This window comes from Mesorhizobium sp. Ca11, assembly GCF_020165275.1.
Lineage (GTDB): Bacteria > Pseudomonadota > Alphaproteobacteria > Rhizobiales > Rhizobiaceae > Mesorhizobium.
In genome coordinates this window covers 257,903-282,465 of the sequence record NZ_JAIUHU010000008.1, presented here as the reverse complement: position 1 = coordinate 282,465, position 24,563 = coordinate 257,903, and the positions used below count along the sequence as shown (strand labels likewise).

The 24,563-nt window shown below is 63.9% G+C and carries 33 protein-coding genes and 1 riboswitch; of the genes, 22 read left to right on the top strand and 11 right to left on the bottom strand.

The window, feature by feature from the left end:
* Nucleotides 1-53: 53 nt before the first annotated feature.
* The 10 genes from LB538_RS17150 to LB538_RS17105 all read left to right on the top strand — a co-directional run bounded on the left by LB538_RS17150 (nucleotide 54) and on the right by LB538_RS17105 (nucleotide 9,419).
* The gene (locus LB538_RS17150) at nucleotides 54-941 is read left to right on the top strand and encodes a transcriptional regulator GcvA (RefSeq protein ID WP_224524688.1); all 888 of its coding nucleotides are present in this window, start codon (nucleotides 54-56) and stop codon (nucleotides 939-941) included.
* A gap of 511 nt (nucleotides 942-1,452) precedes the next feature.
* Entirely contained in the window at nucleotides 1,453-1,680 is a 228-nt protein-coding gene (locus LB538_RS17145) for a hypothetical protein (protein ID WP_095768463.1), read from the top strand.
* 311 nt (nucleotides 1,681-1,991) lie between these two features.
* A complete protein-coding gene (locus LB538_RS17140) occupies nucleotides 1,992-2,990 on the top strand; it encodes a L,D-transpeptidase (RefSeq protein ID WP_224524691.1) in 999 nt (332 codons plus the stop codon).
* Between the two features lie 145 nt (nucleotides 2,991-3,135).
* Entirely contained in the window at nucleotides 3,136-5,574 is a 2,439-nt protein-coding gene (locus tag LB538_RS17135) for an FAD-dependent oxidoreductase (protein ID WP_224524693.1), read from the top strand.
* Nucleotides 5,575-5,629: 55 nt separating this feature from the next.
* Nucleotides 5,630-6,739 (top strand): mandelate racemase/muconate lactonizing enzyme family protein, encoded by a 1,110-nt coding sequence (locus tag LB538_RS17130; protein ID WP_224524696.1) that lies wholly within the window; start codon nucleotides 5,630-5,632, stop codon nucleotides 6,737-6,739.
* Nucleotides 6,740-7,145: 406 nt separating this feature from the next.
* Nucleotides 7,146-7,475, top strand: a complete 330-nt coding sequence (locus LB538_RS17125) for a DUF2934 domain-containing protein (RefSeq protein ID WP_224524699.1) — start codon at nucleotides 7,146-7,148, stop codon at nucleotides 7,473-7,475.
* Between the two features lie 304 nt (nucleotides 7,476-7,779).
* Complete coding sequence (locus LB538_RS17120; RefSeq protein ID WP_224524702.1) at nucleotides 7,780-8,097, top strand: ArsR/SmtB family transcription factor; 318 nt, start codon at nucleotides 7,780-7,782, stop codon at nucleotides 8,095-8,097.
* Nucleotides 8,094-8,579, top strand: a complete 486-nt coding sequence (locus LB538_RS17115; protein ID WP_224524705.1) for an SRPBCC family protein — start codon at nucleotides 8,094-8,096, stop codon at nucleotides 8,577-8,579. Before LB538_RS17120 ends, LB538_RS17115 begins: the two co-directional genes overlap by 4 nt.
* 75 nt (nucleotides 8,580-8,654) lie before the next feature.
* Complete coding sequence (locus LB538_RS17110) at nucleotides 8,655-9,053, top strand: MAPEG family protein (RefSeq protein ID WP_224524709.1); 399 nt, start codon at nucleotides 8,655-8,657, stop codon at nucleotides 9,051-9,053.
* A gap of 81 nt (nucleotides 9,054-9,134) precedes the next feature.
* On the top strand, nucleotides 9,135-9,419 hold the full coding sequence (locus LB538_RS17105; RefSeq protein WP_040980340.1) for a hypothetical protein: 285 nt from the start codon (nucleotides 9,135-9,137) through the stop codon (nucleotides 9,417-9,419).
* Nucleotides 9,420-9,582: 163 nt separating this feature from the next.
* Here the strand turns inward: LB538_RS17105 and LB538_RS17100 are convergent, their stop codons facing one another.
* From LB538_RS17100 to LB538_RS17085, 4 genes are read right to left on the bottom strand one after another with little or no spacing between them, the layout of a single operon-like run.
* Nucleotides 9,583-10,770, bottom strand: a complete 1,188-nt coding sequence (locus LB538_RS17100; protein WP_224524713.1) for an MFS transporter — start codon at nucleotides 10,768-10,770, stop codon at nucleotides 9,583-9,585.
* Nucleotides 10,771-11,184 carry an arsenate reductase (glutaredoxin) gene (arsC, locus tag LB538_RS17095; protein WP_140544977.1) on the bottom strand — a complete coding sequence of 138 codons (414 nt, stop codon included), beginning with the start codon at nucleotides 11,182-11,184 and terminating at the stop codon, nucleotides 10,771-10,773.
* Complete coding sequence (locus LB538_RS17090; RefSeq protein ID WP_224524716.1) at nucleotides 11,181-11,873, bottom strand: MIP/aquaporin family protein; 693 nt, start codon at nucleotides 11,871-11,873, stop codon at nucleotides 11,181-11,183. The genes arsC and LB538_RS17090 overlap by 4 nt, the downstream gene beginning before the upstream one ends.
* Nucleotides 11,874-11,921: 48 nt before the next feature.
* Nucleotides 11,922-12,272 (bottom strand): ArsR/SmtB family transcription factor, encoded by a 351-nt coding sequence (locus LB538_RS17085; protein ID WP_224524718.1) that lies wholly within the window; start codon nucleotides 12,270-12,272, stop codon nucleotides 11,922-11,924.
* A gap of 42 nt (nucleotides 12,273-12,314) precedes the next feature.
* Between LB538_RS17085 and LB538_RS17080 the strand changes: the two genes are divergently transcribed.
* Complete coding sequence (locus LB538_RS17080) at nucleotides 12,315-12,830, top strand: DUF6428 family protein (protein ID WP_224524719.1); 516 nt, start codon at nucleotides 12,315-12,317, stop codon at nucleotides 12,828-12,830.
* Between the two features lie 280 nt (nucleotides 12,831-13,110).
* Nucleotides 13,111-13,578 (top strand): methyltransferase family protein, encoded by a 468-nt coding sequence (locus LB538_RS17075; protein WP_224524720.1) that lies wholly within the window; start codon nucleotides 13,111-13,113, stop codon nucleotides 13,576-13,578.
* 3 nt (nucleotides 13,579-13,581) lie between these two features.
* On the opposite strand, the gene LB538_RS17070 is transcribed toward LB538_RS17075, so the two are convergent.
* Together LB538_RS17070 and LB538_RS17065 are read right to left on the bottom strand one after the other, a co-directional pair.
* Nucleotides 13,582-13,854 carry a PilZ domain-containing protein gene (locus LB538_RS17070; RefSeq protein WP_224524721.1) on the bottom strand — a complete coding sequence of 91 codons (273 nt, stop codon included), beginning with the start codon at nucleotides 13,852-13,854 and terminating at the stop codon, nucleotides 13,582-13,584.
* Between the two features lie 151 nt (nucleotides 13,855-14,005).
* Nucleotides 14,006-14,578: a histidine phosphatase family protein gene (locus tag LB538_RS17065; RefSeq protein WP_224524722.1), complete on the bottom strand. Its 573-nt coding sequence runs from the start codon at nucleotides 14,576-14,578 to the stop codon at nucleotides 14,006-14,008.
* 81 nt (nucleotides 14,579-14,659) lie between these two features.
* Nucleotides 14,660-14,811: riboswitch (adenosylcobalamin (AdoCbl) riboswitch) on the top strand.
* Here LB538_RS17065 and LB538_RS17060 point away from each other — a divergent pair.
* From LB538_RS17060 to LB538_RS17050, 3 genes are all read left to right on the top strand, one after another.
* Nucleotides 14,803-15,012, top strand: a complete 210-nt coding sequence (locus LB538_RS17060) for a CbtB domain-containing protein (RefSeq protein WP_095770085.1) — start codon at nucleotides 14,803-14,805, stop codon at nucleotides 15,010-15,012. (Overlaps the previous riboswitch by 9 nt.)
* Before the next feature lie 220 nt (nucleotides 15,013-15,232).
* Nucleotides 15,233-15,973, top strand: a complete 741-nt coding sequence (locus LB538_RS17055; RefSeq protein ID WP_224524724.1) for a CbtA family protein — start codon at nucleotides 15,233-15,235, stop codon at nucleotides 15,971-15,973.
* Nucleotides 15,974-16,225: 252 nt separating this feature from the next.
* Nucleotides 16,226-16,705, top strand: a complete 480-nt coding sequence (locus tag LB538_RS17050; protein WP_224524725.1) for a hypothetical protein — start codon at nucleotides 16,226-16,228, stop codon at nucleotides 16,703-16,705.
* 14 nt (nucleotides 16,706-16,719) lie between these two features.
* Here the strand turns inward: LB538_RS17050 and LB538_RS17045 are convergent, their stop codons facing one another.
* The 3 genes from LB538_RS17045 to LB538_RS17035 all read right to left on the bottom strand — a co-directional run bounded on the left by LB538_RS17045 (nucleotide 16,720) and on the right by LB538_RS17035 (nucleotide 19,029).
* The gene (locus tag LB538_RS17045) at nucleotides 16,720-17,367 is read right to left on the bottom strand and encodes a dienelactone hydrolase family protein (RefSeq protein WP_224524727.1); all 648 of its coding nucleotides are present in this window, start codon (nucleotides 17,365-17,367) and stop codon (nucleotides 16,720-16,722) included.
* 71 nt (nucleotides 17,368-17,438) lie between these two features.
* Complete coding sequence (locus LB538_RS17040) at nucleotides 17,439-18,764, bottom strand: cation diffusion facilitator family transporter (RefSeq protein ID WP_224524730.1); 1,326 nt, start codon at nucleotides 18,762-18,764, stop codon at nucleotides 17,439-17,441.
* 7 nt (nucleotides 18,765-18,771) lie between these two features.
* Nucleotides 18,772-19,029: a metal-sensing transcriptional repressor gene (locus tag LB538_RS17035; RefSeq protein WP_224524733.1), complete on the bottom strand. Its 258-nt coding sequence runs from the start codon at nucleotides 19,027-19,029 to the stop codon at nucleotides 18,772-18,774.
* A gap of 317 nt (nucleotides 19,030-19,346) precedes the next feature.
* Here LB538_RS17035 and LB538_RS17030 point away from each other — a divergent pair, with 317 nt between their 5' ends.
* Nucleotides 19,347-19,682: a hypothetical protein gene (locus LB538_RS17030; RefSeq protein ID WP_140846805.1), complete on the top strand. Its 336-nt coding sequence runs from the start codon at nucleotides 19,347-19,349 to the stop codon at nucleotides 19,680-19,682.
* A 49-nt stretch (nucleotides 19,683-19,731) separates the two neighbouring features.
* Here the strand turns inward: LB538_RS17030 and LB538_RS17025 are convergent, their stop codons facing one another.
* Nucleotides 19,732-19,881 (bottom strand): hypothetical protein, encoded by a 150-nt coding sequence (locus LB538_RS17025; RefSeq protein WP_095770090.1) that lies wholly within the window; start codon nucleotides 19,879-19,881, stop codon nucleotides 19,732-19,734.
* A gap of 241 nt (nucleotides 19,882-20,122) precedes the next feature.
* Between LB538_RS17025 and LB538_RS17020 the strand changes: the two genes are divergently transcribed.
* The 3 genes from LB538_RS17020 to LB538_RS17010 all read left to right on the top strand — a co-directional run bounded on the left by LB538_RS17020 (nucleotide 20,123) and on the right by LB538_RS17010 (nucleotide 21,056).
* Nucleotides 20,123-20,305, top strand: a complete 183-nt coding sequence (locus tag LB538_RS17020) for a hypothetical protein (protein ID WP_036258067.1) — start codon at nucleotides 20,123-20,125, stop codon at nucleotides 20,303-20,305.
* A gap of 59 nt (nucleotides 20,306-20,364) precedes the next feature.
* Nucleotides 20,365-20,745 (top strand): YkvA family protein, encoded by a 381-nt coding sequence (locus LB538_RS17015; protein ID WP_224524736.1) that lies wholly within the window; start codon nucleotides 20,365-20,367, stop codon nucleotides 20,743-20,745.
* Between the two features lie 155 nt (nucleotides 20,746-20,900).
* Nucleotides 20,901-21,056, top strand: coding sequence for a hypothetical protein (locus tag LB538_RS17010; RefSeq protein ID WP_181170782.1), 156 nt, complete (start codon nucleotides 20,901-20,903; stop codon nucleotides 21,054-21,056).
* Nucleotides 21,057-21,077: 21 nt separating this feature from the next.
* Here the strand turns inward: LB538_RS17010 and LB538_RS17005 are convergent, their stop codons facing one another.
* Nucleotides 21,078-21,293, bottom strand: a complete 216-nt coding sequence (locus LB538_RS17005; protein ID WP_224524740.1) for a hypothetical protein — start codon at nucleotides 21,291-21,293, stop codon at nucleotides 21,078-21,080.
* Nucleotides 21,294-21,607: 314 nt separating this feature from the next.
* Between LB538_RS17005 and LB538_RS17000 the strand changes: the two genes are divergently transcribed.
* The 3 genes from LB538_RS17000 to LB538_RS16990 all read left to right on the top strand — a co-directional run bounded on the left by LB538_RS17000 (nucleotide 21,608) and on the right by LB538_RS16990 (nucleotide 24,482).
* Entirely contained in the window at nucleotides 21,608-21,904 is a 297-nt protein-coding gene (locus LB538_RS17000) for a hypothetical protein (protein WP_224524743.1), read from the top strand.
* A 539-nt stretch (nucleotides 21,905-22,443) separates the two neighbouring features.
* Nucleotides 22,444-23,841, top strand: coding sequence for a sensor histidine kinase (locus tag LB538_RS16995; RefSeq protein WP_140847000.1), 1,398 nt, complete (start codon nucleotides 22,444-22,446; stop codon nucleotides 23,839-23,841).
* Nucleotides 23,838-24,482: a response regulator gene (locus tag LB538_RS16990; RefSeq protein WP_224524745.1), complete on the top strand. Its 645-nt coding sequence runs from the start codon at nucleotides 23,838-23,840 to the stop codon at nucleotides 24,480-24,482. Before LB538_RS16995 ends, LB538_RS16990 begins: the two co-directional genes overlap by 4 nt.
* The last annotated feature ends 81 nt before the right edge of the window (nucleotides 24,483-24,563 follow it).

Genomic DNA, 24,563 nt, shown 5'->3' with positions numbered 1-24,563 from the left:
AAACCAAAATTTGGCAAGTATTTGTTACCACAGCTCACAAATGGCTTGTCGTCATGGCCCGCAGACTGCCGCCGCTCAACGCCTTGCCGGCCTTCGAGGCCGCTGCACGGCATTTGAATTTTTCGCGGGCCGCCGACGAGCTCAACCTCACCCATGGCGCGATCAGCCGCGCCGTGAAGCATCTCGAGGATCAGCTTGGTGTGCAGCTTTTCGAGCGGGCGACGCGTTCGGTGCGACTCACCCCGGTCGGCGAGCCCTATGCGGTCGCCGTGCGCGAGGCGCTCGACCAGCTCGCGCTGGCGACGCGAACCGCAACCTCGCGCCATTCCGGCTCGACGCTCAACGTCAGCACCTCGGACGGCTTCGCCGGAAAATGGCTGGTGCCGAGGCTCTACCGCTTTCATCGCGCGCATGGCGATATCGACGTGCGCGTCTCGACCACCGGGCGACTGACCAATTTCCGCGGCGACGGCATCGACGTCGCCATCCGCTACGGCGCCGGCCACTATCACGGGCTGACGTCGGAATTTCTCACCGGCGAGGAAGTCTTTCCGGTCTGCAGCCCGAAGCTTCTGGAAGGGCCGCATCCACTCAAGCAGCCGCAGGACCTCAAGCACCACACGCTAATCCGCGATGGCTACCGCATCGACTGGGCCGCGTGGCTGGCCAGCGCCGGCGTCGAAGGCGTCGACCCGAATAGCGGGCTCACTTTCGATTCAGCCACTTTCGCGGTGGAGTCGGCCGTGCAGGGCGAAGGCGTGGTGCTCGGCCGGACCATGCTCGTCTCGGCCGACCTCGCCACCGGCAGGCTAGTGCGGCCCTTCGACCATGCGCTGAAGGCGGTCTCCAGCTTCTATCTGGTCTACCCGCCGGAGGCGATCCGCCAGCGCAAGGTGAAGGCGTTTCGCGATTGGCTGTTTTCGGAGATCGAGCCGCTTTAACGGGCGAGCTCCGGGCTCGACAGCCAAAAGCCGGACGGCTTTCCGCCAGCTCGATTCGCCTTGCGAGGACCGCTGGGCGGATAATGCCGCCGCGGAGCGCCTAGCCAGTCAAAACCGAGTTGAAACTTTCGGCGGCCCTTCTAGTTCGGTTGGAAGGAGGATCTTTGATATGACTGAACCCGGTGAAGGGAGTTCCCACGGTCGAATTGACGACAAGCAGCTCGTCATTCTGCTGAAAGAGAAAACCGGCATCTCGGAGGCTCAAGCCAGAAGGCTGATAAAGGCCGTTGGGCGCGACCGACCATCGCTTCTGCGAGAAGCACGCATCATAAGGGCGCGTGTTCAGACGTCCACCTCAAGCCGCGTGTGACCGGCTGAATGCGGCGGATGCCCGCCGGACCTGGCGGCGGCATTTCGCGACCGGCTGCTTCGAAGATCGACCCGGCTGAAGCAAAGCTCGCCGGAAATTCCCTGCTTGCGAAGACGTGCTTGTTGCGCGATGCTCCGCAAAATGGCTGGCGAATATCTGGACCACAAACTGGAATGCCCGTTTTGCGGCACCATTCGTCTGCAGATCCCGGCCGATGCCCAGCCAGCAACACCGATCCATTGCGCCGAGTGCGGCGCATATCTCGGCACGTGGGACGAGCTTCAAACCGACTTCGAGCAGCAAGGCGGTACCGACGGCGTGTTCCGGCTGGATAAGGGACGTATCCAGAAGCTTAATTCCAGCCGATGATTAGCCGCAGCTGACGCGCCGTCCGGGCTCAGAAAAGCGCCCAACAGGGCAACCGACGGCATGGGCGGGGGGTGTTGGGGAGCCGCCGGTTACCAGGACAAGGGGCCATGGAATAAGAAAATGCGCAGGCCCTGTCACCATAATGCCAGTTCTCTGCGTTCATGGGAACTGGTTTCCAGCTTAAAATTCAAACGTATATGGGAGAAAGCGCACACTCGTGATGATCTTCGTGCGGCTCCTCGCGACAGGAACCACATCGATCGTGCCGCGTCATAGAGACAGGCTCTTGCCGCGATCCTGGAGTGACGTCGATGATCAGGCTGCTTGTTATCGCTGGATTGGCGCTCGTGCTCGGGTGCGGCGGGACGCTGGCAGCCAAGCTCGACCTCGCCGCTGTCAACCAGGCGCAATTCAGCGAGGGCGAGCCGAAGGGCATCGATCCGATGGTGCTCAGAGCGCAGATCCTTCTCGATCGCGCCCGCTTCTCCCCCGGCCTGATCGACGGCCGCCTGTCCGACAATTTCTCCAAGGCCGTCGCGGCCTTCCAGGCGGCCAACGGACTGCCCTCCGACGGCAAGCTCACCCGCGAGACCTGGGACAAGCTCGCGGCGACTTTCGCCGGTCCGGTGCTGATAAACTACGAGGTCGCGGCCAAGGATGTGCGCGGGCCGTTCACCAGGCGCATCCCCGCCCGCATGGAGCGGATGGCGCGTCTGAAGCGGCTCGGCTATCGCAACGGGCGGGAAAAACTGGCGGAGCGCTTCCATGTCAGCGAACAGTTGCTGAGGCTGCTCAATCCCAAAGTCGGTTTCAGGAAGGCCGACACCACGTTGGTGGTGCCCGATGTCGGCCGTGGCGATCCTCCCGCGGCCGTCGCAAGCGTCGAGGTCGACAAGGGTGCCCGCCAGGTGCGCGCGCTCGATGCGTCGGGCAAAGCGCTCGCGGTCTATCCTGCCTCGATCGGCAGCGAGGAAAAGCCGGCGCCGAGCGGCACGGCCGAGGTCAAGCGCGTGGTGCACAATCCGACCTATCGCTACAACCCGAAATTCGCCTTCAAGGGGGTGAAGAGCAAGCGGCCCTTCACCATCGCCAAGGGGCCGAACAATCCGGTCGGATCGGTGTGGATCGATCTCTCCATCGAGAGCTACGGCATCCACGGCACGCCGGACCCGGGCAAGATCGGCACCACCTTCTCGCATGGCTGCATCCGGCTGACCAACTGGGACGCCGAGGACCTCGCCGCCATGGTCAAGCCGGGCACCAAAGTCGACTTCAAGGACGAGACGGCGCAGGACGGGCAAGTGCAGTGAGATGCCGGGTCGCGATCCGCCAATCGCGGATCGCTGCATAAGCTCAATTTATCGTCATCCTCAGTTTTTCAGAACGTTACACCGCCTTGCCTCGCCTGTAGCTTCGACGGCGCGGTTTGGAGAATGGTCCGGATTTGGTGGTTCGATGCAAGCACATGCGCGGGTGGTGATCGTCGGCGGCGGATGCGTTGGCGCGGGTATTCTTTATGGCCTGGCCAAGCGCGGCTGGACAGATGTCGCGCTGCTCGAGCGCACGCAGCTCACCGCCGGCTCGACCTGGCATGCGGCGGGGCTGATTCCGTCCTATTCCCGCAACATAAATGTCGGGCGGATGATCAACAAGACGATCGAAATCTATGAGGATCTCGAAGCCGAGACCGGGCAGCCGGTCGGATGGCACAAATGCGGACAGTTGCGCATCGCCAATTCCAGGGACCGGCTCGACGAATTCAAGAGCTATATGAGCGTGGCCGAGGTGCAGGGCATGCGGGCGCAATTGCTCACCCCCGATGAGGCGCACAAGCTCTGGCCGCTGCTCGACAATAAGGACATGCTCGGCGCGCTCTACCATCCCGATGACGGGCATATCGCGCCGGCCGATGTGACGCATGCCATGGCCAAGGGCGGGCGGGATCTCGGCGCCAAGGTCTATCTCAACACCGAGGTTACCGGCTTCAAGCGGACCGCTTCCGGCGAATGGCTGGTCGAGACCAACAAGGGCGACATCACCTGCGAGCATGTGATTTGCGCCACCGGCAATTACGCGCGCCAGACCGGCGTGCTGCTTGGCTTGGAGATCCCGGCGATCCCCATCCTGCACCAGTACTGGATCACCGAGGCGGTGCCGGAGGTGGTGGAGCGCAAGCGCGCGGGCCGCCCCGAAATGCCGATCCTGCGCGACGAAGGTTTCGAGGGCTATCTGCGCGAGGAAGGCGACGGGCTGATGTTCGGGCCCTATGAGCGCACCGAACACCTCAAGCTCTTCGCCGAGGACGGCGTTCCCGACTGGTTCGGCGCCGATCTGCTGGAAGAGGATTTCGAGGCGGTGTCGTGGAACTGGGAGCAGGCGCTGCAGCTGGTGCCTGCGCTCGGGCGCGTCGGCATCAAGGCCAATGTGCGTGGCCCGTTCCAGATGACGGCGGACGAGCTGCCCTTGATGGGGCAGGCTTGGGGCCTGCCCAATGTCTGGCTGGCCGAAGGCGTGCCGGGCGGCATCCTGTGGGGCGGAGCTATCGGCTACTATTTGTCGGAGCGGATCGTCGAAGGCGGCAACAGTATCGATACATCCGATCTCGACCCGCGCCGCTTCGGCGACTACGCCAACAAGGAGTGGACGCGCGAGAAGGTGCGCGAGGCCTGGGGCACGCATGCCGAACAGAAATACCCGGGGCAGGACATGCCTGCCGCGCGGCCGCAGAAGACCGCGCCTTCCTATGACCGGCTGACGGAACTGGGAGCGGTCTGGGGCGTGCTCAATGGCTGGGAAATGCCCAACTGGTTCGCGCGCGACGGCGTCGAGGCCAAGGACCAATATAGCTGGCGCTGGACGCCCAAGGGGAATCTTGTCGGCGAGGAAGTGCAGGCGGTACGCAGCGCCGTCGGCCTGGTCGAGATGACGCCGATGACCAAGTTCGAGGTGTCAGGTCCCAGCGCGGCCGCCTGGCTGGACCGGATCATCGCCAACCGCCTGCCGGCCGTCGGCAAGGTGACGCTGGCGCATCACCTCACCACCAGCGGTGGCGTGCAGGCGGAATATATGGTGGCGCGGCTTGGCGAGGACCTGTTCTACCTGATCTCGACGCCGCGTGCCGAACGCTGGAACTTCGACGACCTTTCCAGACTACTTCCCGCCGACGGCAGCGTATCCTTGAAGAACGTCACCAACGACCGCGGCTGCTTTACCGTCGTCGGGCCGAACGCGCGGGCCGTGCTGCAGCCCCTCACGGAGATCGACCTTTCCAACGAAAGTTTTCCCTGGTTCGGCGTCAAGACCGGCAGCGTCGCCTTGGCAGGCGACGTGCGGCTGCTGCGGGTGAACTATGAAGGCGAGCTCGGTTGGGAACTCTATCATCCCCTGCCCTACCAGCGGCGATTGCTCGACGCGATCCTCAAGGAAGGCGAGAAGCACGGCATGCGGCTGGTCGGGCTGCACGCGCTGGAGTCGCTCAGGCTCGAGAAATCCTATCGCGCCATGTATCGCGACATGAACCCGGAGCTCAACGCGCTGGAGAGCGGGCTGGAGCGCTTCATCCGGCTCGACAAGGGCGACTTCGTCGGGCGCGACGCGGTTCTGAAATACAAGGAGCGAAACGACCAGCGGCGATCCGTGACGCTCAGGATCGAAACCGACGGCGCCAGCACGCTTGCCAATGAAGGGCTCTATAGCGACGGCGCGCTGGTTGGGCGCATCACGTCGGGCGGCTACGGCTACGCGCTCGGGCATGACGTGGCACTAGCGCTGCTGCCCGAGCGGTTTTCGAAGCCGGGCACCAAGCTCGACGTCGCGATCCTGGGCGACTGGAAGGCCGCCGAGGTGATCGCGGATTCGCCTTACGATCCGACCTCGGCCAGGGCGCGGATGTAGTAGGCGGGGCCTGCAAAGGCCCCGTTGCCGACGTGTCCTTCGGAGGGAAGCCCGTATGCGTATCGATCGGATCAACGTCTATTCGGCGCAATTGCCGGTCAAAGGCGGCGTCTACCGGATGGCCAGCGCCGATGTGGAGGCGCTGGATTCGACGCTGGTCGAGATCGTTACCGATGACGGTTTTGCCGGCTGGGGCGAGACCTGTCCGATCGGACCGGTCTACCAGCCGCATCATGCGCTGGGCGCCCGCGCGGCGATCGCCGAGATCGCGCCGGGGCTGATCGGTTCGGAGATCGCCTCGATCCGGCTTCTGGCCAAGCAGATGGACGAGCGGCTCAACGGCCACGGCTACGCCAAGGCCGCCTTCGACATGGCGTTCCTCGACCTGCTCGGCCAAAAACTCGGCGTGCCGGTCTCGACGCTGCTGGGCGGCGCGCTGACCGACCGCGTGCCGGCCTATTATTCGCTGATCGTCGGCCCGCCGGAGGAGACGGCGAGGGTCGCCGCCGACAAGGTGAGCGCCGGTTACCGGCGCCTGCAGGTCAAGATCGGAGGCCGCAACCTGGAGGAAGACGTCGCCGTCATCCACAAGGTCTGGGAAGCGGTCGGTTACAAAGCGCGCATCGCGGTCGACGGCAACCGAGGCCTGACGGTGGCCGCAGCGATCCATCTCGACCGGGTCTGCCAGCAAATTCCCTTCGTCTTCGAGCAGCCCTGCAACACGATGGACGAGATCGCGACGCTGAAAGGCCGCATGACGCATCCGGTCTATCTCGACGAGAGCACCGAGGATCAGAACGCCGTGCTGCGGGCAATCTCGCTGGGCATCGCCGACGGCTTCGGCTTCAAGGTGACACGTCTGGGTGGCCTGACGAAGATGACGACCGTGCGCGATCTCTGCGCCATCCGCTCGCTGCCGCACAGTTGCGACGACGCCTGGGGCGGCGACATCATCGCGGCGGCCTGCGTGCATCTGGCCGCCACCGTCGAGCCGCGCCGCATGGAAGGAGCCTGGATCGCCCAGGAATACATCAAGGGCCATTTCGACACGAAGCACCCGGTCGTCATCAAGCAAGGTCATATCGCCGTGCCGCAGTTCCCGGGGCTGGGCGTGAAGCCGGAGCCAGGCATGTTCGGCAAAGCGGTGGCGATATACGGGCCGTAAGGGGCAAGCGGCGGGCAGCCAGGCTTACTATTCGGATCGGAATGGCCGCGGACGTGGCCGATAATTTTCAGCGCCGTCCCCCACTCCGTCTCGGCTTCGCCGAGCCACCTCTCCCCCCTCCGGAGGGAGAGGAAATGCTGACCGGCAACGTCGCGACCTCGGCATTGCTATTTCCTCTCTACTTGGCGATTGCCATTGCTCGCCTCCGGCGATTGGCGTTTCCTCTCCCTCCGGAGGGGGGAGAGGTGGCTCGGCGCGCAGCGCCGAGACGGAGTGGGGGAACCACCTGCGCGATTGTCGCCACGCCCGGCATGTTAACCGGCAGCACAGCACCCGATCACCTTCGCGATGCCACGGATCGTTCTGCCCTGTCCTGCGTTCTTGTGACACGCAAGGAGGAACGGCGATGGACGACGATCGGACCGAAAAGATCAGGCAGCGCGCCTATGAGATCTTTCAGCGCGAGGGCGGCATCCTGGGCAATCATGAACGGCACTGGCATCAGGCGGAGTTGGAGATCGACCGCGAGGCCGCCCTGCCGATGACGGCAGACGATGCGCTGCCCGAAACGCGCGAGATCGACAGCGCGGATGTGCTGACGGTGGAGGCGCTTGCCATGCGCACCGGCATTTCGGGCGACGAGGCGCAGGAACTGCTCGACAGGCTGGGCAACGACCGCGCTGCGATCGAGCAAGCGGCGCGCGATCTGCAAGCACGCAAGCGCGGTGTCGATTAGAGGCACTGCATTGAGATTTTGACCGGTCGGCTCTGTTTGCGTTGGCAGGTGGCACGCGTTGGAGATTGGCCGAAACGCCATCGCGATCGTCATTCTATGGTCTGCGCCGCGTCGCTTCGCTCCCTGCTCCGCCACAGAATGACGAGGTTGGGGCGGCCTCCACCAATCCCGGCGTTGCGCTGATTCACGGAAATGAACGGAAAATCTTGCACCAAGAGGCGGTTGGCCAGCCAATCGGACCGGCCACAGGTGGCACTCTCCACCCGGGTTGACAGGGCAAGCGCCTCGCCCTAATTTCGCGTTAGTGGCTACTAACGCGAAATACTGGACTGCGCTCGGCGATCAGACGCGACGCACGATCTTCGAACTGCTGGTCGACCGACCCAGTTCGGTCAGCGGGCTCGCCAATGCGCTGCCCGTGACGCGGCCGGCCGTCTCGCAGCATCTGAAGGTGCTCAAGGATGCTGGGCTGGTGGCTGATACGCGCTCCGGCAAGGAGCGCATTTACCGGATCGATCCGGATGGGCTCGCGGCGTTTCGCGCGGAGATCGACCAGTTCTGGGTGAAGACGCTCGCGGCCTACAAGCTGGCCGTCGAGCGACCGACAAAGGACGAGACATGATCAAGCAACCGGCACCTGCTCCCGTAAGGCATTCCGTCGTCGTCGAGGCGCCGATCGCGCGCGCCTTCAAGGTGTTCACCGAGGATTTCGGCAGCTTCAAGCCGCGCGAGCACAATCTGCTTGCCGTGCCGATCGCGGAAACGATCTTCGAGCCGCGCGTCGGCGGCCACGTCTACGACCGCGGGGTCGACGGCTCAGAGTGCCGCTTCGCCCGCGTGCTGGCCTACGATCCGCCCGACCGGCTGCTTCTGAGCTGGGACATCAGCCCGCGTTGGCAGATCGAAACCGACCTCGCCAGGACGAGCGAGTGGGAGGTCCGCTTCACGGCCGAGGCGGAAAACCGGACCCGGGTCGAAATCGAGCACCGCCACATCGAACGGCATGGCCAAGGCTGGGAAGGCGTACGCAGCGGAGTCGACGGCGATCAGGGCTGGCCGCTCTACCTGCAGCGGTTCCAGGCGCTTTTTGCCCGGGCGGCCTGACAGCGGCACCCCCCTGGGGGCATGGCCCGCATGGTGGCGATCGGAGGAGCACTGGATACAATGGAGGCCTATTGGTTGAGCACCCTCGGCGTGCTTGCGCTCTGCCTCCTTTCGGTCGCGCTGGCGATCTACTCAGGCTCGTCCAAGGGTTTTGCAGGCAAGCTTTCAGGGCCGGTGATCCCGGCGGACGACGACAACTCTCTTTACCGGATCGATCGCGTCCACATGAACTCGGTCGAGGCGCTCGCGCCCTTCGTCGTGCCCGTGTTGCTGGCGATGATGGTTGGCGTCGAGTCGGTGACGCTCGCCGTGCTCGTCTGGGTTCACTTGGCGCTACGTTTCGTCCACATGATCATCTACCTGCGCGGCGGCAACGCCGCCAAGGGCGGCAGCGTCAGGACGATCCTCTATGTCTCTGGAGCGCTGGTCACGCTTGTCCTCGTCCTCGTGACGGGCTGGGCAGCGCTTCGCTGAGCAGCGCTCGCTTTTCGCTCCGTCGGCGGAACCCTCGCCCCGATCAGAGGTTCATCCCTGTACAACCACAGGAGATGCGCCATGGACCACACCAGCCACGTAAGACTGACCAACGCCGAGCTGACGCCCGACATCCTCGAAGGCGCCACCATCTACGGCCCGGATGACGAGAAGATCGGCTCGGTCGACCACCTGCACGGCAGCCAAGTCGTCATCGATGTCGGCGGCTTTCTCGGCATCGGCGCCAAGCCGGTGGCCGTCACCGCCAGCCAGCTCGATTTCATGCGCGACGAGGACGGCGACGTGCATGCAGTCACCAGCTGGACGAAGGATCAGCTCAAGGCGATGCCGGAGCATCGCGACTGAATTGCCGGGTCGGGTTTTTTGCGCGGCGCGGTATTCGTTTATCGCCTGACGAGCGTCACGTGGATTGCCGTCGCGTCAAAAATGTGTGGCGGGTTCCCTCTGGAGCGGCGAGAAAGCCCGGGACAGCTCGGCGATTTCGTGGGGCGATGAACCGCTTCAAGGATCAGCGGCGCATGCTCGCAAGCAGGCAAATACACAGCCCCGCGTTGAGCGTTGCCGCGAGCGCCAGCGTGGCCAGGACAAGATTGGCGCCGCCCGTGCCAAGAAGCAGCGCTCCAACAGACGGAGCCGCCGCCTGGACGATAAGGCTGGGCGTCGCGAGCTTGCCCATCAGCACCGCGTATTGCTGCGGGTCGAACAGCACCAGCGGCAGCGCGCCGCGCGCGATCGTATGGATGCCGTTACCCGCGCCATAAAGGATCAAGGCGAGAGCAACAAAAGTCTGGCTCGTCAGCAGCAGCCAGATTCCGGCGGCAAGCAGCGTTACGGATGTCAGCATCGTCCAGATCGGATGGTGCCGGTTGCGGCCGATCAGCAGCTCCGCCACCCTAGCGCCGACTTGTGAAGGGCCGACCAGCGCGCCAAGTCCGACGGCGGCTGCCAGGCTCGCGCCGCGCAATTGCAGCAGCGTCAGCAGATGGACGGAGAGCATGGACGCGACCAGTGCGGCCAAGGTCTGAATGGAGGCCAGCAGAATGAAGCGCGCCCGCGCTCTGCCGGTGGCCGATGCCTCTTTCGACCTGTCTTTGACCGGCACAGGCGCGGCGGCCGGAGGCGACGGTATTATCCACAGATGGAGCGGCAAGCAGATTGCCAAATGGATCGCGGCATAGGCAAGGCAGGCGGTGCGCCAGCCGCCATGCTCGACAAGGAAGGCGCTGATCGGCCAGCAAATGGTGCTGGCAAAGCCGCCGAAAAACGTCAGGTTGGTGATGGCGCCGCGCGCGCTCTGTCCATAGAGGCGGCCGAGTGTGGCGAAGCCGGCATCGTAGAGGCCGCTCGACATGCCCAAGCCCATGAGCAGCCATGCAGCCAGATAAAGAGGATAGTCGGTCGCCGTCGCCAACAGCAAATGCGCAGCAGCCAGCAGCAACGAGCTGGCGGCAAGCACCGGCCGCCCACCGTGGCGCTGGATCAGCCGCCCGGTGACGGGGGACACCAGCCCGGCAAGCAGGAGCCCGCAGGATAGCCCGGCAACGACCGAGGCGAACGACCAACCGGTATCTCTAGCAATCGGCGCGGCAAGCACCGCGGGCAGGTAGTAGGATGATCCCCAGGCGAGAATCTGCGTGATGCCAAGAGCCGTAACGAGGACGCGGCGGTTGTGTGCGATGGGCGCGGTGGCTTCCAATCAGGCTTGCCCTGGCGGATAGGCGACCTTCTCGCCATCCTCCTTGACGAACTCCCGCACCGGATTGTCGAGCAGCGGCAGCACCGCTTCCGACGGCCTGCACAGTTTTGTCCCTTTCGGCGTCTCGACGATGGGCCGGTTGATAAGGATCGGATGGGCGAGCATGAAATCGATCAGCTCATCGTCGCTCCATTTCGGATCGGCGAGGCCGAGTTCGGCGTAAGGCGTGCCCTTCTCCCGCAACAACTCGCGCGCAGAAATCCCCATCGCGGCGATCAGTTCGAGCAGCCTTTCGCGGCCCGGCGGCGTCTTGAGGTATTCGATCACGACAGGGTCTTCGCCGCTGGCGCGGATCATGGCGAGCGTGTTGCGGGAGGTGCCGCAGTCGGGGTTGTGATAGATCGTGACCGTCATGGCTCTGCTTTCAAGGGTTGCGGAATGGCCGCGGGCCGCAGCAGCCAGCCCATCAACGCGAGCGCGATCAGGGCGCCGAGCAATTCGGCGACGACGAAGCCGGGCAGATCGAGCGGCCTGATGCCGGAAAAAGTGTTGGTGAGCGAACGCGCGAGCGCGACGGCCGGATTGGCGAAGGACGTCGAAGCGGTAAACCAATAGGCCGCCGTGATATAGAGCCCGACCAGCCACGGCACGGCCCGCCGCTCGAAGCGGAGGCCAGCGAGAATGACGGCGACAAGGCCGAATGTCGCGACCACTTCCGAGAACCATTGCGCCGGCCCGGTACGCAGTTTCGTCGCGACCTCCAGCGCCGGTAGGGCAAACATGAGATGCGCGGCGATCGTGCCGGCGATTCCACCGACGACCTGCGCGAACAGATAGGCAGGGAGATCGCGAGCAGGCAGCGACCGGTTGAGACAAAACACCAGCGAAACGGCCGGATTGAGATGCGCGCCGGAGATCGGCCCGAGCACGGTGATCAACACCACCAGCATGGCGCCGGTTGCTAGCGTGTTGCCAAGCAGCGCCAGCGCGGTGTCATGCGTCAGCGTCTCGGCCATGATGCCGGAACCGACGACGGTCGCCACCAGCAGACCGGTGCCGAGGGCTTCAGCCGCAAACCGGCGCGGCAGATCGAAAGTGTTCATCGGTCGACCCTGGACTGGACAATGGGAGTCGGATAGCGGGCGTTACGGTCATTGCCGGCTCTCCTCGCCCGGCTGGCAGCAAGATGCCGCAAGCGCCGACGCGCAGATTTCCGGCCGGCCCGAGCAGCAGTCCTCCATCAGGAAGCGGATCAATCCGGACAGCGCGTCGAACTCGGCGCTGTAGACGATCGAGCGGGCATCGCGCCGCGCGGTCACGAGACCGGCGCGCTCAAGTTCCTTGAGGTGGAAGCTGACATTGGACGGCGAGACCTCGACCTGCTCGGCGAGCGAGCCGGCGGCAATGCCTTCCGGGCCGGCAACGACCAGCAGCCGCAGCAGGCGCAGCCGTGTTTCCTGCGACAGCGCGCCAAAGGCGGTCAGGGCTTGACGTTCATCCACGTTTCAACAATCCTTGAAATATTGAAATGAGGAATAGCCGACATGCTCTCTTCTGACAATCTGAAAAACATCGCTCCTATGGACCCCTCCGACCTGACCATCGGCGAACTGCTGGTGGCGCTGGCCGATTACAAGGACAAGCCGCTGGTTTTCCGCTACGGCGGGCGGCCGGTAAAGCCAGGGTACCATGTCACCGAGGTGAAGGCTGGACAGTTCGCGGCGCTGGATTGCGAAGCAAATCCGGAATCATGGTCGGAGATATTCGTCCAGCTGTGGGACGTGGACGAAGGCGGACCGGTCCATATGCCAGCCGGCAAATTCGCCGCGATCATCCGCAAGGTTTCGGACCATGTCTCTCTCGATCAGGCGGCGAAGCTGACCTTCGAGGTCAGCGACGGCGTTCGCCCGATGGAATTGCACCGGGCAGCCCAGCCGAGCCTTGTTGGCGGGACGGTTGAGGTCGAGCTGTCGCCACGGCCGTCAAGCTGCAAGCCGCGCGACCGCTGGTTGGAAGAACAGAAGGCAGCCAGCGGGTGCGGAGGGAGTCGCTGCTGTTGAGCCCGCTAACGGTGACGCGCCGCCCTGATCAGAATCTGATCATGCCGTTAGCCTGCAACAAATAGAGGCCCACGAGAACGATGGCGATCAGCGCCACCCAAACGGCTGTCTTGCTCATCCGCACAATCCCTGTCGATCGGCGACAGTGAACGCGCGCGCCACGGCTGTGTTCCCGATATGCCGGGCTGCACATCGCCTAGGCAGGATCAAGTCACGAATTGCTGGACGATGCGCGTCCGTGCATAGTGGCGGCAATGGCGCCTGGTCGATGAAGATGGCTATGGATGACAAAGCGGACAATCCGGGCGTGGCGGTGTTTCCGCCGCTGCTCTTTCTCGTGGCGCTGATCGCGATGCTGGCCCTGCGCTATGTGTGGCCGCTGGCGATCGGCGGCCGCCCGCTGACCATCGTGCTCGGCATAGTGCTGGCAGCACTGGCGGTTGCGATCATCGCCTGGGGACGCTCGACGATGTTGCGCGGCGGCACCAATGTGAACCCGACGCTGCCGACCACCGCGATCATCACCGGCGGCCCGTTCGGCTTCACCCGCAATCCGCTTTATGTCGGCCTGATGGGACTGCTTCTCGGGATCGGGCTGCTCTTTGACAGTTGGTGGGCCGTCATCGCGACCATCGCGAGCTTCCCCATCCTGCATTACGGCGTGGTGCTGCGCGAGGAGGCCTATCTGGAACGCAAGTTCGGCGAACCCTACCGCGCCTACAGGGCGGGCGTGCGCCGCTATCTTTGAGCATCAGTCCTTCGGCGCGTTGCTGTAGAGCGCCACGCCGACGCGGTCGTTGCGCCGCCACCGCACCAAAGCGCGATAGGCCGTATCGTCGGCCGGGACCTCGAGCAGAAAGCGGTCCGGGATCTCCACATTGGCACCGACGCGCAATTCCGCGCCCTGCTCGTGCTGATTTCTGACCGAGCAGCCGATCCTGACGCCGGCGGCGATGATCGTGGCTTCCTTGAGCACGAATTCGCGCGCATGAAGACGACGTTCGGTCTCGGGATAATCGGCCATATCCGGCGGGCTCCTCAGGCAAGGCTCTCCTCGCCACGGGGCCGCACTATAGCAGCGAGGCGTTTCCGTTCCGTTAGCGATTGCTGAAACAGTGGTGTGCCGGCTTGATATGCCGGCCGGGTTCACGGATGGAGCGTTCACGCATGGGCGTTCAGCCGGCGACAGTGACGCCGCTCGCGCGCAGCACCCAGCGGCGGCCATCACAGCGGAACTCGGTGAGCGACAGCGGCTCGATGTCGATCTTCCAGACCGAGGAAAGCGGTGCGCCGAGCACATGCGCCATGGCGGCGCGGATCGGCATGGCATGCGTCACCGCGACGGTGTGACCGCTTTCGCCGGCCAGCCGCTCCATCAGCGCAGCGCCCCGCCGGGCGACGTCGGCGAGCGATTCACCGCCATGGGGCGCCGCGTCTGTACCGGCGAACCAGGCCGCCATACCTTCGGGATCCTCGGCCTGCACCTCTTCGAAACCTTTGCCGGCCCAGCGCGCGAAATCCTGCTCGGCAAGCAGCGGCTCGACCGTCGCATCAAGGCCGAGCGCCTCCGCCGTCCGCCGCGCGGCCAGCGCCGGGCTTGTCCAGACACGGTCGGCGCGACGCAGCGAAGCGGCCAGCGCGCCGGCGCGATCGAGGGCGCGCGGCTCCGGCGGCTCATCGTTCGGAAAGCGGCCCTTGCGCATGCCGGCCGTCGCTCCGCTTGCGATCATCGTCAGGCGGACAAGCATGAAAAACTCCGTGGCCCAGCGAAAAACAGGCCTCACGAAGCCGTGCCGCCATTACATGTCGTTGACAGGCGAACGAAGTGCTGACAAGTGTCTTAGTGCTATACGGGATTGGAAGCCGGTGCGAGTCCGGCACGGTCGCGCCACTGTGATCGGCACCAGCCGAAAGTCAGGCCTTATTCCGCAGCACTCGATCAACGGGACGCAGTATCCCAAGGGAGGTCAATATGTCCGACACCACCTTCGCCCCCAGCTACGGCCCGGTTGCGATTCCGGTCCGCGAGCTTCTGCCCTGGGCCATCCTCGGCGGGCTGCTTTTGATGCTGGCGATCTATTTCGTCGGCGCGGAAGAAGGCGCGACCTCGCTGATCCGCGGCACCTATGTGCACGAATTCGTGCATGACGGCCGCCATCTGCTCGGCTTCCCCTGCCACTAAAGCGGTTCAGCATCGCTGAACCCGCTTTCGATTCTGATCCAACGCAATTCCGGACGGAAAACCGCTGCGCACTTTTCCTGGAATTGCTTGGTTGGCTTAACGCAATTCCGGGCGGAAGACCGCTACGCACTTTTCCCGGAATTGCTTGGTTGGCTTAACGCAATTCCGGACGGAAAACCGCTACGCACTTTTCCTGGAATTGCTTGGAGGGATTGGTGACATGGTTGGAAAACTTTTGCTGCGCGGCATGCTTGTCGGGCTGGTCGCCGGGATTCTGGCGTTCGCCTTCGCCCGCGTCTATGGCGAGCCGCAGGTCGACAAGGCGATCGCCTTCGAGGAACAGCAGGCCCACGCCGCCGGCGGGCCGCCGGAGCCCGAGATGGTCAGCCGCGCCACGCAAGCCGGCATCGGCCTGGCAACCGGCGTGCTGATCTATGGCGCTGCGCTTGGCGGGCTGTTCTCGCTGGTCTTCGCCTATGCCTATGGCCGGCTGGGCTCGCTCGGACCGCGCGGCACCTCGGCGCTGATCGCGGCACTCGGCTTCCTGGCCGTGATCGTGGTCCCCGGCCTCAAATACCCGGCCAGCCCGCCCGCAGTCGGCAATGCCGAAACGATCGGCTACCGCACCGAGCTGTTCTTCATCATGATTGTCGTCTCGATCGCGGCGATGGTGGCGGCGGTCGGCCTGGCGCAGCGGCTGTGGAACCGGCTCGGCGCCTGGAACGCCTCGATCGTCGCGGGCCTCGCCTTCCTCGTCGTCTTCGCGCTGGTGAAGGCGGCGCTGCCCGACATCAACGAAGTGCCGGAGAACTTCTCGGCGACCGTGCTGTGGCAATTCCGCGTCGCCTCGCTCGGCATCCAGCTGGTGCTGTGGACCGTCGTCGGGCTCGGCTTCGGCGCGGTTGCCGAACGCGTGGTCGCGGTGCGCGACCAGCGCAGCCCGGCACGCCGCTACGCCTGAAATCCGATGCGTTGGCCGCCACGGTTCTGCGCCCTGGCGAACAAAGCGGCTCAACGGTCGGTACGACCGCAGAGCCACTTTGGTCTTTCGTTTTCTCGCAATTCCGGACGGAAAACCGCCGCACACTTTTCCTGGAATTGCTCGGTTGCGGCGCTGCTCGCATTTCTGGCCGCCACATCCGCGCAGGCGCATGGCGGATCCTCGGCCCCGCCTCCTCCCGGCATCCAGATCCCCAGCCTGACCCACGGCCAGATGGCCGTCATCGCGCGCTATCGCGGCAAGATCCTCGACTTCGCCCAGCGCCAGACCGCGACCGACCCGACCTTCCGGCGGCTCTACAATCACGGCAATCTGCAATTCACCTATTGCCTCTGGGGCTTGATGCCGGGCAGCCTCGGCGACGAGGAAAGCCCGTTCAACGAATGCAGCCACGCCTATCTCGCCGCCGCCAAGGCGCTGCTCACCTATATGGCCACGATGCCCTCTACCGAACGCAACGCGAAGGCGCTGATCTCGGACATCGATGCCGAGATGGTGCGCAGCGGCGCGTCGTGGATCCTGTGCCAGTACAGCGGCGAGGCCTTCAGCACCGGCGCGGTCGTCGAGCCCAGATGGCGCGACATCTTCTTCCACTTGCCGAGCCTTGCGGTGATCCTCGCCATGGTGGCGGCGCTCGGCGCCGCCGCATGCTCGATTTTCCGTTCACCCGCTCCGCGAGCCGGCGCTGCTTAGAACGGTTCAGCGTTTCACGGAATCACCGAACCGCTCCCGGTCTTGCGTGCGATCGTTTTCAGGAAAGCCTGAATGCGCAACCATGTCAGCTCGGCTGCGGACGCATCGTAATCCGGCAGCGCTTGATCGGTGTAGAAATGGCCGATCCCCGGATAGGTGAAAATTTCTGCCCTGACGTGGCAGCGCTTCGCCGACGCCGACCAGTCGGCAACTTGTTCTGGCTGAGCAAAGGCATCTGGGTCGGCGACGTGGACCGCGACCGGGATGTGTCGGCGAACATTGCTGGGAATATCAGCAAGGCCATGCAGCAGCACAATGCCGGCGGCAGCGACTCGTTCTGACCAAACGGCACTGATCACGCCAGCTCCCATGGAATGGCCCGCGAGCACTGCGTTTGGAGAAGTCTGGAGGAGCGCCACCCTGGCGCGGTCGCAGATGGTTTCCCACCCAACATTGCTCATCAAGTCAAGCCCGTCGTCGACCGATGCCGCAGTCAGCCCTGCGTAGAGGTCCGGCATCACAACATCGTACCCCGCGCTTCGCATGCGCTCAGCAGCTTGATGCTCCACCGCCCGAAGGCCCAGCGCCGAGTGAAAGAGTACAATAGCAGCCATCCGCTTTCCCTCCGGCGTCGCCTGGCCGATCGCGTTGAGCTCGGGCAATGATCGTCTTTTATCCGGCTTATCGAATTCCCACCACCAGCCATGCCCTTTCCGAAGCCTTCGTCGTCACATCATCCATGCGCGCGCTCATGATGGTGACCTTTCGGTTCGGCCATGGCGAAGGGCAAATCTTCGGTGTCGGGACCGGCCGCCAATTGCAGCCTGGCGCTGAATTCGTGCGGTTCGGCAGGTCCGATCAGGCTCTGCAAATAATGATGGTCGCCGCCGACCGGAGACAGCGGCAGGCTTTCGACCGCACCGTCCGCCCTTTCAATAGCGACGTTCGCCCGCAGGCCCTCGGCGTGACGCGACAGGCGCAGCCGCATGCGCTCGCCCTGCGGCGTGTCGACGATTTCGAGCAGCCCGCTGGCTAGCTTGCCGTCGACAAGGAACGGATCCGGCGCATGATGGTGGCCGGCTTCCGTCTCCAGCTCGGCAAAGCGCACCGTGGCGACGTCGAGTGCCGGGATGTGCGCGAAGAGCTCGGCTTTGAGCGATACGGCGATGTTGTTCGCGGCGGCAAGCAAAAGGCCGTCATTGACCGCGATCGTAACATCGACATGCAGCTTGTGGCCGAGCCAACGGGCCTTGACGTCGGCCACCTTTTCGATCCCGGCGACATGATCGGCGGCGTGGTGAATCTCGTCAACGAGGCCGGGCTCGACGCCGTCCAGCATGCGGGTCAGCACCGAGCGCGCCGATTGCCAGACGATACCGAAGATGGCGACGGTGATGAGCAGGCCGATGATTGGATCGGCGAGCGGAAGACCGAGCCAGACGCCGGCCGCGCCGGCAACGACGGCAAGGCTGGTGAGGCCGTCGGTGCGGGCGTGATAGCCGTCGGCAACCAGCGCCGCGCTGTTGATCTGGCGACCGACGCGGATGCGAAAAACCGCCACCGCTTCATTGCCGAGGAAACCGATGATGCCGGCGACGGCCAACCAGCCAAGGAAATGCACCGGCTGCGGGTTGAACAGGCGATTGATCGCCTCGTATCCGGCCACCAGCGCGCTGGCCAGGATGATGAGCACGATGATGACGCCAGCGAGATCCTCGACCCGGCCGAGGCCGTAGGTGAAGGTCCTGGTCGGTTTGCGGCGCACGAGCACAAAAGCGATCCAAAGCGGGATGGCGGTGGTCGCGTCGGCGACGTTGTGGATGGTGTCGGCAAGCAGGGCCACGCTGCCCGAGAGCATCACGACGACGATCTGCAGCGCGGCCGTGACCGCGAGGATCACGAACGACCACTTGATCGCCCAGATGCCGCGGTCTGTGGTGGCGATGGTCGCGTCGATCACGCCATGAGTATGGCCATGCGGCCCATGGTGGTCGTGGCCGTGGCCGCCATGATGTCCGTGCGCACCGAAGCCGAACCAGTCGAGCGCTTTTTCCCACATCGCCGCCTCACAGATATTTGGTGAGCTGCTTCAGCTCTTTGAGCGTGTCCCTGCTCGGTTCGCCGCCTTCGACAAGGCAATGCTCCATATGGTCGTGGATCAGCTCGCGCTTGGCATTGCCGACCGCGCTTTCGACGGCATGGAGCTGTTGCGCGAGATCAAGGCAGGACCGGCCCTGCTCGAACATGGTGAGCACGGCAGCGAGATGGCCATGCGCTCGCTTGAGCCGGGCGATGATATCGGGATGGGAGCTGTGTATCGTCATCGCAATATCCTATCCCCCAGGGTAGGATACTGCCAACAGACAATACGCCTCGAACTCTCGAGGCTAGCCCGCGGCAGGGCTGGACTCGCCGCCCAGCCCAGCGTGCCCGCTGGCAGATGCTCGCCGACGCAGCAGGTCCTTGGCCCGCGGGGCAGTCTCTGCCGCGAAATCCCGATTTCATGTGATCAACCGGCTGCGGCAAGCGGCAGCCCCGCGGCAACCAAATGCTTGGTTTGCCGTTTATTTTAGCGGCTGCCGCCACCTACCGTGGGGCCAGGCGGCTCCGGCGGCCAGAGACCGCGCGAAAGGAGGCCGCAATGACACGGCCCGCAGTGGAGATAGGCGACCGGGTGGCTGTCATCGCCACCGTGATCGAGCGCATCAAGGACCGCGTGATGCTGAAGCTCGACGGCGATGGTCATAATTATTCGATGGCCGAGCCCAATGCCAAGCCAGGCGACAAGCTCAGACTCGAAGGCGACGTCGTGCATGTCGACGAGGATCTCGGACGCACGACCGTGCAGGTGCTGGGACGCGTGACGGTCGACACCAACTCGGTCGAAATGGTGACGAGGCGTTGCGACCTCGACCATATCGGCTCGAACGTGCCCGGCCACCCTCGCCCGCGCACCCCGCCGAGACCACACGGGTAAAACCGGTGGCTGAGGCGCGATCCTCCTCGCCGTGAAGCGGTGGACTAACTTAGTGACGCTTGAAATACTGCACCTCGCGTTCGTGCTTTTCTGCCGCTTCGCGGGACTTGAAGGTGCCCAGGTTGCGGCGCTTGCCGGTTCTGGGATCGACTTTGCGCGAATAGAGCCGGTATTCGCCGGATTTCAGCTTGCGGATCATGGCGGTCTCCTTGCGAACCAGGACTCTAATCCGCCTGGGGCCTTCGCGGTTCCGAGCAGGCCATGCCGCCCGGTCGCGCCTGCAAAAAAGCGCTGCTGTCGGTGAACCATTTCACGGACGCAAACGACCCAATGTCGGAAGCGACACCGTAACGACACGATTGAGTCGGATTATTTGTATTCAAATGACTTTCGCGACGTTATGCGGATGTCGCTGAAGTGCCGGATCTGAGGAGGGTGAGATGGTTACGGCGAAGCTTCACGGCGTTGAACTCGTCAGGGGCCAGAAGTGGACGGTGCGCGTCACCGCCTACGGCACAACGCTCATCTTTCCATTCGAAGCCGAGCAATATGCGCGCTCCTATGCCGATGGCCAGGCCTTCCGCCTCGGCGTCGAGGTTGTCGAACTGAAGGATTGCGCCTGAGGGGCCGAGCCGGCCATCGCTGAATGGCCTCAAGACCCGCACAGCTATAGAATAGGCGCATGTCGGCTTTCGACTCGGCAAAGCAATGGGCGCGAGGGATCAAGCGCGATGTGGTGGCGCTGTGGATTGCGGCCCGCGATCCGCGTGTCCCCTGGTATGCAAAAGCCACCGCGGGCGCCGTCGCTGCCTATGCTCTGAGCCCCGTTGATCTTATCCCGGACTTCATCCCCATCATCGGCTACCTGGACGACTTGGTGATCGTGCCCGTCGGCATCATGCTCGCGGTCAGGCTGGTCCCGGCCGATCTGATGCAGGAATTCCGCGAAGAGGCGGTGCGACGCGAGAAGCCGGTGAGCAAGGCCGGGCTCGCCTTCATGATCGCGCTCTGGGTACTGGCGGCGCTGGCTCTCACTTGGCTGTTCTGGCCAAAGCCAGTCTGAATGCTTCGGGGCCTGACCAGACGGCATCGATTGCATTGGCCTGGCGCGGCCATCTTTAGATTAGCGACATCTTGTATTTGTTGTAAATCAGGGCCATGCTTTTGGCGCGCGCGAAACCACATGCGCAGTGTGCAGGGTCAAAAGGGTCAGGCGTGATGCAATTCGCAGTTTGCTACGACCACAGCGGGTTCGATCTGGCGCGGTCGATCCTCCTCGATGTCACGGCATTCTTTGCGCTGATGGCGCCATTGGCGATCGCGCGACTGATCGAGATATCCCGACAGGACGCCGCCCGGCTACAGCCCGCCTGAAGCCTGAAAGGCACGGAATTCCTAACCGTCGCCGGCGATCTTTCGGATCGGCAGGTCGCCGAGCAATGCCGAACAGTCGATCACCTCCTGGAAGTGAGCCTGCGGATCGAGCACGAGCCATGAAGCGTGGGTGCGAAGATCCTTCAGCCTGGCATTCTTTTGCGCACGCGCCAGGCGCTCCGCCTCGGAAGCCTGAAAAGGGCTTTCGGCCTTGTGATGGTGAGGAGTCCTCGACATCGCGGCGGAAAACGCGCCGACTCCCCTTTTCGTTCCGCGAAAGCGGATGACCCTCTGCGCATTGCAATGACCCGTGGGGCCAGGCTGGCGGCACCGCGCAACGCTGCTCCCGATGCGACAAACGAGCTGAAAGTGCCGGACCGGCGGTTGGGGTAGCCCGGCTTGCCTTGGCGGTAAAAGAGTACGGCTCTTTGACTGGCAAGCCGGGCTGAAGCGCCGACCTTTGGGTTTCCTTGGGGGGAGCCGGCGCAGGGATAGAGTGTCGGTTTCCCGCTGCGCCCGCAATTGTTGCTGAGGTCCTATGCGCCGGCGCAATGGTCCGACCGGTTGGAAGCCGCGGTGCCGCAACTCCAAGGCTGAAAACCGCGCAGACCTTCCTGGAATTGCTTCAGGCGCCCGAGCGCTCAAACTCGTGTAAGACGACCGTCTTCTCGAAGCGCTCTTTTGACGAAAAGCTCGGCGTGTTGCGCCCATTCCGCTTCCGCGACGTCATTCTCCCGAATGGACTGCCTGAAAGCTTCCCGCAGTGCCTCGAGCTCAAAAATCGACAACCGCTGGTTTCTTTTTCGCTTTTTTTCGCCGACGTCCATACTGCGTTGCCAACAGCGTGATGAAGCCCATTGTATATGCGGCGGTTGTTCGACCCATCAACAGCTTGATCCTGACTTCTTTTGGGGGCAAATTTTTGCCGCGACGTCCGCAGTTCATGTCGGGAAAGAGCGGCCCGCCCGCCGATATGGACGGGTTGCAAGCCGGGCCGCCCGCGAGAGGTCGCCGCTATATGTCTACATCCACAACGATCGATGAAGAGACCGCGCCAGGCCAAGGCATCAGCGGTGTGGCGCTATATCCCGCGGGGCATATGCCGTTGGTCTGGAGCCGGGGCTTGATTGGTGGTTGTGTCGGCATTGCAAAAGAACCTGTAATTTCAGGTGGCAGCCGGCCCGCGTCTTCTCCGTCAACAGGAATGGCGCTGGCCTTGCCGCCCGGCGGAGCAAGCAGCCTCCTCGCTTGCGAATCAAAGCCCGCCCGTCGGCGTGCGCCCAAACCTGCTCTGCCATTAACCTTCCCCACGGGCACGGACCAAGGTCGGTGTCGCAATTGCCTCCCCTCACCTATACTGTCGCGGACGGGTGGGTGAATGGTGCCGATGTTTGGGAGGTATTTAACACGACCTGCACGAATCTGGAGCGGGCTCTCTCTGGCCTGGCAGTTCGTGATCGCGGGCGGTATCGGCCTTCTGGCGGTGATGCTCGTGGTCGGGCTGTGGGTGACATCGCAGATCCGTGACGGGGTCCTGCACAATTCCGCCGCCACCACCGCGCTCTATGTCGACAGCGTGATCGCACCCTTGCTGCCCGATATGCGCAAGAGCCAGGAACTCGACGACACCGTCAAGCGCGCGCTGGACGAGACGCTGGGCCAGGGCGCGCTCGGGAAAAGGCTGGTCTCGTTCAAGCTGTGGCGGCGCGACGGAACGATCCTCTACTCCAAGGATGCCAGCCTGATCGGCAAGCAGATCAGGCCCAACGCCAACCTCATCGCCGCTTTCGCCGGCAACGTGATGGTCAAATACAACAGGCTCGAGGACGAGGAAGACGACAAGGAGCGGTCGATGGGCGTTCCGCTGCTCGAAATCTACAACCCGGTGCGCGAGCCGTGGTCCGGCGAGGTCGTGGCGGTCAGCGAATTCTACGAATTATCCGGCGACTTCGAGGAATCGCTCCACTCGGCCCTGCTGTGGACCTGGTTGGTGGTGGCGGCCGCCACCGCCGCGGCGCTTGCCCTGCTCTCCGGCATCGTTTTCCGCGGCAGCCGCACCATCGTCACGCAGCAGGCTGCGCTCGAGGCCAAGGTTTCCGAATTGCAGACGGCCCTGGCGCAGAACTCGTCGCTGCGCCAGCGCGTTCAACGCGCCTCGCGCCGCGCCACAGCGATCAACGAGCGGTATCTGAGGCGCATTGGCGCCGACCTGCATGACGGACCGGCGCAACTGGTGGCGCTTGCCGCGCTGAGGATGGACAGCCCGGCGCTGGTCGACCCGGCCACGTCGAGCACGCTGCGCGAAGCCGAGATCGCCGGCATACACAAGACGCTCGGCGAAGCGATGCGTGAGATACGCGGCATCTGCAACGGGCTGGTGCTGCCGCAGATCGAGGCGCAGGCCATCGCCGACATTTTGCGGCTGGCGGTAGCCGAGCATGAGCGTCGCACCAGCACCAAAGTGTTGCTAACCTTGCCTGAGCGCTTGCCGGAACTCGGCACCTCGGAAAAGATAAGCGTCTATCGCTTCGTGCAGGAAGGCCTGAACAACGCCTTCCGGCATGGCAAGGGCAAGGGCCAGCAGGTCAGAGCCACGACGAAAGGCGGCAAGCTTTTGGTCGAGGTGATGGATTCCGGTCCCGGTTTTGACCCGGCCCGAAGCGAGGGCCTTGGGCTTGCGGGTCTCAGGGAACGCATCGAAAGCATAGGCGGGCAGTTCGAGACGCTGTCCGGCCCGGAAGGAACAAGACTGGTGATTGCCTTGTCTGTCGAGGAGCAACCGTGAGCACATCCATCCGCATCGCAATAGTGGACGACCACCCCCTGTTTCGCGAGGGCGTGGCGCGCAGCCTCGGCGAAATCGGCGGCTTCGAGCTTGTCGGCGAAGGCGCCAGCGCCGAGGACGCCGAAAGGCTGGCGCGCGCCAGCGCGCCCGATATTCTCCTGCTCGACATCAGCATGCCAGGCGGCGGTCTCAACGCGCTCGCCAGTATCCTTTCAGCGATGCCCGAACAGAAGATCGTCATGCTCACGGTATCGGAGACCAATGCCGATGTCGCCCAGGCGCTGAAGGCCGGCGCGCGCGGCTATGTACTGAAAGGCGTGGGCTCCAAGGCGCTGGCCGAGATCCTGCGCGATGTCGCCAACGGCCAGAGCTACGTATCGCCGAGCCTTTCGGCCAGGCTGCTCTCCGACCTTTTGCAGCCCACCGGCAGCAAGCCCGATCCCCTCAGTCAGCTCACCGGCCGCGAGGCCGAGATCCTGAAACTGGTCGCCGAAGGGCTGAGCAACAAGGAGGTAGCCGCCCGGCTGTCGCTGCAGGAGAAGACGGTCAAGCATCACATGACCAGGGTGCTCGCCAAGCTCAACGTGCGCAACCGCACCGAGGCGGCGCTGCTGATGCATGAGGCGAGGGAAAGGCACTAAGGCACTGGGGAATTGAAGAATTGAGGAATCGGGGAACTGGATAAGAGAGGACTCTTCAGTTCTTCAGTTCTTCAGTTCTTC

Coding starts and splice junctions, on each gene's coding strand:
- LB538_RS17150 (WP_224524688.1), top strand. CDS start 54: ATGGCCCGCAGACTGCCGCCGCTCAACGCCTTGCCGGCCTTCGAGGCC.
- LB538_RS17145 (WP_095768463.1), top strand. CDS start 1,453: ATGGCTGGCGAATATCTGGACCACAAACTGGAATGCCCGTTTTGCGGC.
- LB538_RS17140 (WP_224524691.1), top strand. CDS start 1,992: ATGATCAGGCTGCTTGTTATCGCTGGATTGGCGCTCGTGCTCGGGTGC.
- LB538_RS17135 (WP_224524693.1), top strand. CDS start 3,136: ATGCAAGCACATGCGCGGGTGGTGATCGTCGGCGGCGGATGCGTTGGC.
- LB538_RS17130 (WP_224524696.1), top strand. CDS start 5,630: ATGCGTATCGATCGGATCAACGTCTATTCGGCGCAATTGCCGGTCAAA.
- LB538_RS17125 (WP_224524699.1), top strand. CDS start 7,146: ATGGACGACGATCGGACCGAAAAGATCAGGCAGCGCGCCTATGAGATC.
- LB538_RS17115 (WP_224524705.1), top strand. CDS start 8,094: ATGATCAAGCAACCGGCACCTGCTCCCGTAAGGCATTCCGTCGTCGTC.
- LB538_RS17105 (WP_040980340.1), top strand. CDS start 9,135: ATGGACCACACCAGCCACGTAAGACTGACCAACGCCGAGCTGACGCCC.
- arsC (WP_140544977.1), bottom strand. CDS start 11,184: ATGACGGTCACGATCTATCACAACCCCGACTGCGGCACCTCCCGCAAC.
- LB538_RS17090 (WP_224524716.1), bottom strand. CDS start 11,873: ATGAACACTTTCGATCTGCCGCGCCGGTTTGCGGCTGAAGCCCTCGGC.
- LB538_RS17080 (WP_224524719.1), top strand. CDS start 12,315: ATGCTCTCTTCTGACAATCTGAAAAACATCGCTCCTATGGACCCCTCC.
- LB538_RS17075 (WP_224524720.1), top strand. CDS start 13,111: ATGGATGACAAAGCGGACAATCCGGGCGTGGCGGTGTTTCCGCCGCTG.
- LB538_RS17070 (WP_224524721.1), bottom strand. CDS start 13,854: ATGGCCGATTATCCCGAGACCGAACGTCGTCTTCATGCGCGCGAATTC.
- LB538_RS17065 (WP_224524722.1), bottom strand. CDS start 14,578: ATGCTTGTCCGCCTGACGATGATCGCAAGCGGAGCGACGGCCGGCATG.
- LB538_RS17060 (WP_095770085.1), top strand. CDS start 14,803: ATGTCCGACACCACCTTCGCCCCCAGCTACGGCCCGGTTGCGATTCCG.
- LB538_RS17055 (WP_224524724.1), top strand. CDS start 15,233: ATGGTTGGAAAACTTTTGCTGCGCGGCATGCTTGTCGGGCTGGTCGCC.
- LB538_RS17050 (WP_224524725.1), top strand. CDS start 16,226: ATGGCCGTCATCGCGCGCTATCGCGGCAAGATCCTCGACTTCGCCCAG.
- LB538_RS17040 (WP_224524730.1), bottom strand. CDS start 18,764: ATGTGGGAAAAAGCGCTCGACTGGTTCGGCTTCGGTGCGCACGGACAT.
- LB538_RS17035 (WP_224524733.1), bottom strand. CDS start 19,029: ATGACGATACACAGCTCCCATCCCGATATCATCGCCCGGCTCAAGCGA.
- LB538_RS17030 (WP_140846805.1), top strand. CDS start 19,347: ATGACACGGCCCGCAGTGGAGATAGGCGACCGGGTGGCTGTCATCGCC.
- LB538_RS17025 (WP_095770090.1), bottom strand. CDS start 19,881: ATGATCCGCAAGCTGAAATCCGGCGAATACCGGCTCTATTCGCGCAAA.
- LB538_RS17020 (WP_036258067.1), top strand. CDS start 20,123: ATGGTTACGGCGAAGCTTCACGGCGTTGAACTCGTCAGGGGCCAGAAG.
- LB538_RS17015 (WP_224524736.1), top strand. CDS start 20,365: ATGTCGGCTTTCGACTCGGCAAAGCAATGGGCGCGAGGGATCAAGCGC.
- LB538_RS17010 (WP_181170782.1), top strand. CDS start 20,901: ATGCAATTCGCAGTTTGCTACGACCACAGCGGGTTCGATCTGGCGCGG.
- LB538_RS17005 (WP_224524740.1), bottom strand. CDS start 21,293: ATGTCGAGGACTCCTCACCATCACAAGGCCGAAAGCCCTTTTCAGGCT.
- LB538_RS17000 (WP_224524743.1), top strand. CDS start 21,608: ATGGTCCGACCGGTTGGAAGCCGCGGTGCCGCAACTCCAAGGCTGAAA.
- LB538_RS16995 (WP_140847000.1), top strand. CDS start 22,444: ATGTTTGGGAGGTATTTAACACGACCTGCACGAATCTGGAGCGGGCTC.